We start from the raw sequence: 5,066 nt of genomic DNA on the forward strand, positions 1-5,066 counted from the left end.
ATAGAAAACCTCCGATTGAAATCGAAGGTCATGTTACCCTTTAAATAAGGGGTCCCGTTTGGATGCCGATAACCCCTTAAATGGGGTCCTTATTCCATGCTTAATCACAGCGTGCGCTGATCGAAACTGCCATCGGGCGATACAAGGCGCTAATCGGACGGCGCCTGCGGACCCGCTCGTTCGCTGCTCAACAGACAGAAGTCGCCATCGATTGTGCCATTCTCAATCGTATGCTGGCATGTGGACGCCCGGATTCTGTCCGCGTGAAGGCTAGGCTGACTTAGCTACCCCGTCAAAGACCGAGGCGCGTCGAATTCTTGATTGCTGCACCAAAGCCACGAGAAGCGGATCAAGATATCACTTGGCGCACGAAGCCCAATCGAATATCGAAACAGTCTTGGCATTGTGACGTAAAACAAGTCCAAGTTTTCGTCCGCACCCCCAACCACACAAGTGATTTAACCTATGCTGAATGGTCTATCATCGAACCATTGATGTCAGACCCGAGACTGCTTGGACATCCTCGAAAGACAGACACGCGTTAGGTCGTTAAGGCACTTCTTTATATAGCTTCTTCGGGAGCGCAGGGCGGCTTTTGCCCACGGACTTTCCACCATTTTTCCACGATACAGAAATACTCTCAGGGTGGCGGATGAAGGCACGCTGCGGGCCCTCAACAGCACGCTCGCTAGGCCAGCGCGCGAGTTGAACGGAAAGCAGCCTAGTCGTAGAGTTGGTGTGATCAATTGCCAGTTGGTGAAAACACCTGAAAGTGGCGGAATACGTGGCTGCGTTGCCGGGAAAAAGATCAAAGGACGCAAGCGTCACATTGTGGTTGATACACTGGGTTGACGGTTGGTGTCTTCATCCATTCGGCGGGAATCAAAGACAGAGATGGCGCGCAGAATGTCTTGAAAACAATCGCTTCTTCCGATTGCTCGATTTACATCACAATATACGCTTCCCTACGCGATGTATCGCACGGCTTGATAACGTTACGTTCTTTATGATTCAATCTCTTACTTTAAATCCAACTTTGTCAAGGCCATCGGCAATATCAACAAGCAACTTTTTCGACCAACCCAGATCACGGAGCCATAAGTAAAACTCATCACCAATGTCAGGGTAGATTTCAAGCAATCTGAGAACAATTGGCCCGGCCTCAGCACCTCGGTTCAATTTGCCTAGAATTGCAGCACGCAGCACAAGTACGAAAGGCAAATCGGACGTTACCCGAGACATTTGACGTTGTGCGCGCTCATACTTCCCTTCGGCGAAATAGGCAACCGCCAAACCTGCAGCCCAATTTTTTAGGTCTATACCGAAATCATTCTGAGCTTTATCAAAAATCTCGAGAGCCTCACGACCGCGACCTAACCTTGCAAGGCGTGTAGCGATCCGAATGTGCAGATATATATCTCCCGGATAATGATGCCGCATCTCTCTTTGGAGCGCCAGAAATTCGTTGATCCTTCCTTGACGAAGGGAAAGATGCATGAGTGCCACTTTGGTGAGATAGCTTCTGGGAGCAAGTTCGACAGCTTTCTGTGCTGAGTGTTCAGCGAGTTCGACCAGCCGCGCCCGTTCATCACGACTCCCAGCGCCATAAAAGTGTGAGCGAAGCGTGTAGAAGCTACTTAGAGTAGCCCAAGCGGTCGCTTCCTGAGGTACTTCTTTTATGATTCGCTTCAGACAGCTAAGCAATTCGGGCACCGCAATACTATTTTCATTTATTTCTATCATCTGCGCTCGAGTTATGCACGTGGGCCTCGACAGAATATTCGACGGATACTTGTTGATGTAGGCGGCGACAGCTCCGCCGCTGCCCAAAATCTGAAATGCTATCTTGTCGACCATTGTTGCAATCGAAGTGCTGTCCGCAGGTAGTAACTGTTCTTTAGACGCCCACATAATACGATTGGACCTCGAATCGATTAGTTTCCAGAGCAACTCGCGATCTGCAGAAGTTCCGGTAATAGTAGACCTTAGAGTAAAGAAAAAGCCTCCGTCCTCATTGCTGATTTTAGTTGATGACTGTGGCCCTTGATGGAACTCAACATTTGGCGGCTTGATCTCAGCGAGTTGGATGCGTGCGAGTGCGGGGGCAAGTCTGGCATCAATTTCCTGCGCGAGAGATTGATCCCGTTCACTAAGAACGTCGACCGCACGAACATCGATGACGATAGCCTTTGGTATTAACTGGGACGGAGTTACCAATTTCTGCAGAGTTATCAGGACGATAATGGCGGTAATAATAACACCCACAGCGATTAACCATAGCATACGAGGAATCTGTTTCTGAATTCGCCATTGTTTGTGCAAGTTCGGGTCGTCTAGCGAATTAGTAACATCGCAGATGATGAAAGAAGGTACGTATCGTCCTTTCGGCAGGCTGATTATGACCCGCGGTACCGGATCGCAAGCACCATAGTATTCATCAAGAGCTTTTCTGACACGGCCTGCAGTGGTGCGTACGATTGTATCACTTGAAGGATCGAACTGGGAATTTCTTCCAAACACTTCCATAGCGATAGCATAGGCTTTGAGACTTTGGCCGCGCCCGTTGAGGGTTTCGTTTACTACAAACTCGAGAAATGCACTGACTGTAGGAGCATTTGCGAACTGCTTCGAATTAAGAACAGTCTGCAACTGCTCCCGTATAAGCTTGTGTTGGTTTTCCAAATGGATATCGTTCATTTTTCACAGCTTCTAGTTGACAACTAGGATTTTGGCTACTTTCAGCCCCGGGTTAAATTTCCCGCCACGGATTTTTAGACCGTGTGGCACGTTTTCCTACTCAACGATACTTAATAACAAGAAAGGGCAAATTCGTTACAGCGTAATCACTTTTATTATTATAAATGCAACCATAACGGCAAGATGTGCGCCGTCTTATCGACAACTATCGATTGAACTGTGACGGTGACATCACCTGTTGTCACTTCCGTTGTCGGAGAATTTTTTTTAGGTTCGTGACAAAAGTGTTTGTTACCTTGGTTCGGGCGAAGCATGGAAACAGATTAAGAACTTTTTATTCAACCGGGGCGATGCGGCGTTTTGTATTCGTTGAACGATGCATGAGGTCGAAAGTTGGGGGTAAAAAAATTGACGTCAAATGATTTTTCAATATCCTTTGGAATATCGTGTCAAGCATACAATTGTAACGATGATATGCTAATGGCAGAATGCTGTCGGCGTTCAGTTGTGAATGTGCTGAATTCAGATCAGCCCGTCACAACCAAACTGATTCGACGATTAAGTCACCGGTCGTCCCGCCTTTCCAGCAGCCAGATTTTTGGCCCTTCGGAATATCAGCTCAGCGAGTTGGTTCCCGGTTCTCGTTGAGGTACTACTGTGTTGCTTCTCTTGAGTGACTGCGACCTTAGCCAATTTATTTACCACCTCTCCGAAAAAGAAGCCTGCCAAGGTGCTGAATTCTGGCAGCCCGGACGCCCTAAAACGAGCGGATCGGCGAGTACACCCGCTGGAGCGCGCGTCCTCCTTTTTGATCGAGATGAATGCCACATGGCTGTGGTCGAGGAGGCGGACTGGTCTCGCTACCTTCAAAGAAGTTCGCTTTGCTTTACCAGGCAATAAGCGATCCGTCGGCAGTTCGTTTCCTCGGCGAACAGAGTTTATTTGACGCGTTGCGTCACAATTTTAGTCAGGTGATGAAAATGAAAGCAGTCGTGTTTCCTAAGGCCGAGAGTGGAGCGTCGCGAAACTTTGATGGAAACCGCATCCGGCTCGAGACGCCAAGTGTTGTTCAGCTGCAAATCGGGCCCGAGGAAGTCGCGCGCTTTGAGCGCGATGGAAACAACCTGCTCCTTATTCTTGAAGACGGTTCGGTCGTAGTCATCGAGAATTTCTTTGTCACAAACGGTGACGCTCGTAATGATCTGGTTTTCGAAGACGGAAACGACGTTAAATGGTGGGCGCAGTATGGCGAGACCTGGTCGGGATTTGATATAGCTGAGATCAATTCGACCACCACGGCCGCACCTTTGCCGATGGCACTTCTGGCAGGTATCGGCCTGGCGGCGGGCGGGGCTGCGATTGCTCTTGGCTCTGGCGGCGGCAGTGATGATGGTCCGTCCAACAGGGCGCCTGTTGTTTCTGCTGACCCAGTTGAGACTGCAGAGGACAACTTTTTCAAAGGCGTGATCACTGCAAAAGACGCTGATGGCGACACGCTGACTTTTGAACTTAGTGGCGAAGGCCCTAAGCACGGTACTGTCACTATTAATCCGGACGGAACCTATACCTATACACCTCATGCCGACTATAACGGCCCAGACAGCTTCGATGTCGTCGTATCCGACGGTCGGGGTGGGAAAACGATTGTTACCGTTCCGATCACTGTGACGCCGGTCGTTGACATTGCTCCCGATGAGGCTGTCACTCATGCGGGTGAGCCCGTAACCACCGCTGTACTTTCTAATGATACATTCAAGGATCCAGACGCCCGCATTAGTGCTGTAACCCTTGGCGCACATGGATCCGTTGTCGTTAATCCAGATGGAACGATAACTTATACGCCAAAATCTGGGTTCGTGGGAACTGACACCTACACTTATACGGTTTCAAGCGGTGGCACCGAAGAGACAACGACTGTCACTGTTTCGGTGAACAATCAGCCTCCGGTTACTGAGCCAGAATCCGTTACTGCCCCCGAAGATACGCCCGTATCGGGCAATCTGCTTGAAAACGATAGCGATCCAGATGGCGATGCGATCTCCATTATCCGCCTCGAGGTCAACGGGTCGACTTATCTTCCTGGCGAAAAAGTTAGCATTCCTGACATTGGCGTGCTTGTGGTCAACGCTGATGGCTCATATTCCTTTGAACCAGTTGCCAACTGGAACGGGAAGGTTCCGACCGTTACCTATACTGTCAGTGACGGTAACGACGGCGGTTCGACGACAAGCACTCTTGATATAGAAATTACGCCCGTTGATGACCTGCCGGAGACTGTTGGTACGATTGAGGATCAAGCGAACAATGACGCTGATGCCATCACTTCGCTTGATGTGAGCGGTTTCTTCAAGGATGTTGATGGCGATACG

2 protein-coding genes and 3 pseudogenes are annotated in these 5,066 nt (G+C 49.5%); 4 read left to right on the forward strand and 1 reads right to left on the reverse strand.

Annotated features, from left to right (window positions below; genetic code table 11):
* Positions 1-107: 107 nt before the first annotated feature.
* From ABE530_RS19340 to ABE530_RS19350, 3 pseudogenes are all read left to right on the forward strand, one after another.
* Positions 108-284: pseudogene (locus ABE530_RS19340) on the forward strand (IS5/IS1182 family transposase); the annotation flags it as partial.
* 165 nt (positions 285-449) lie between these two features.
* Positions 450-623 (forward strand): annotated as a pseudogene (locus tag ABE530_RS19345) (transposase); the annotation flags it as partial.
* Positions 624-693: 70 nt separating this feature from the next.
* Positions 694-923 (forward strand): annotated as a pseudogene (locus ABE530_RS19350) (transposase); the annotation flags it as partial.
* Positions 924-1,011: 88 nt separating this feature from the next.
* Here the strand turns inward: ABE530_RS19350 and ABE530_RS19355 are convergent.
* On the reverse strand, positions 1,012-2,697 hold the full coding sequence (locus ABE530_RS19355) for a tetratricopeptide repeat protein (protein ID WP_499695682.1): 1,686 nt from the start codon (positions 2,695-2,697) through the stop codon (positions 1,012-1,014).
* Between the two features lie 980 nt (positions 2,698-3,677).
* Here ABE530_RS19355 and ABE530_RS19360 point away from each other — a divergent pair.
* Positions 3,678-5,066: Ig-like domain-containing protein (locus ABE530_RS19360; protein ID WP_499695683.1), on the forward strand; the 1,389-nt coding region annotated here is incomplete at its 3' end.

This window comes from Brucella sp. TWI559, assembly GCF_039674265.1.
GTDB classification, from domain to species: Bacteria; Pseudomonadota; Alphaproteobacteria; order Rhizobiales; family Rhizobiaceae; genus Brucella; species Brucella chromiisoli.

Coding starts and splice junctions, on each gene's coding strand:
- ABE530_RS19355 (WP_499695682.1), bottom strand. CDS start 2,697: ATGAACGATATCCATTTGGAAAACCAACACAAGCTTATACGGGAGCAG.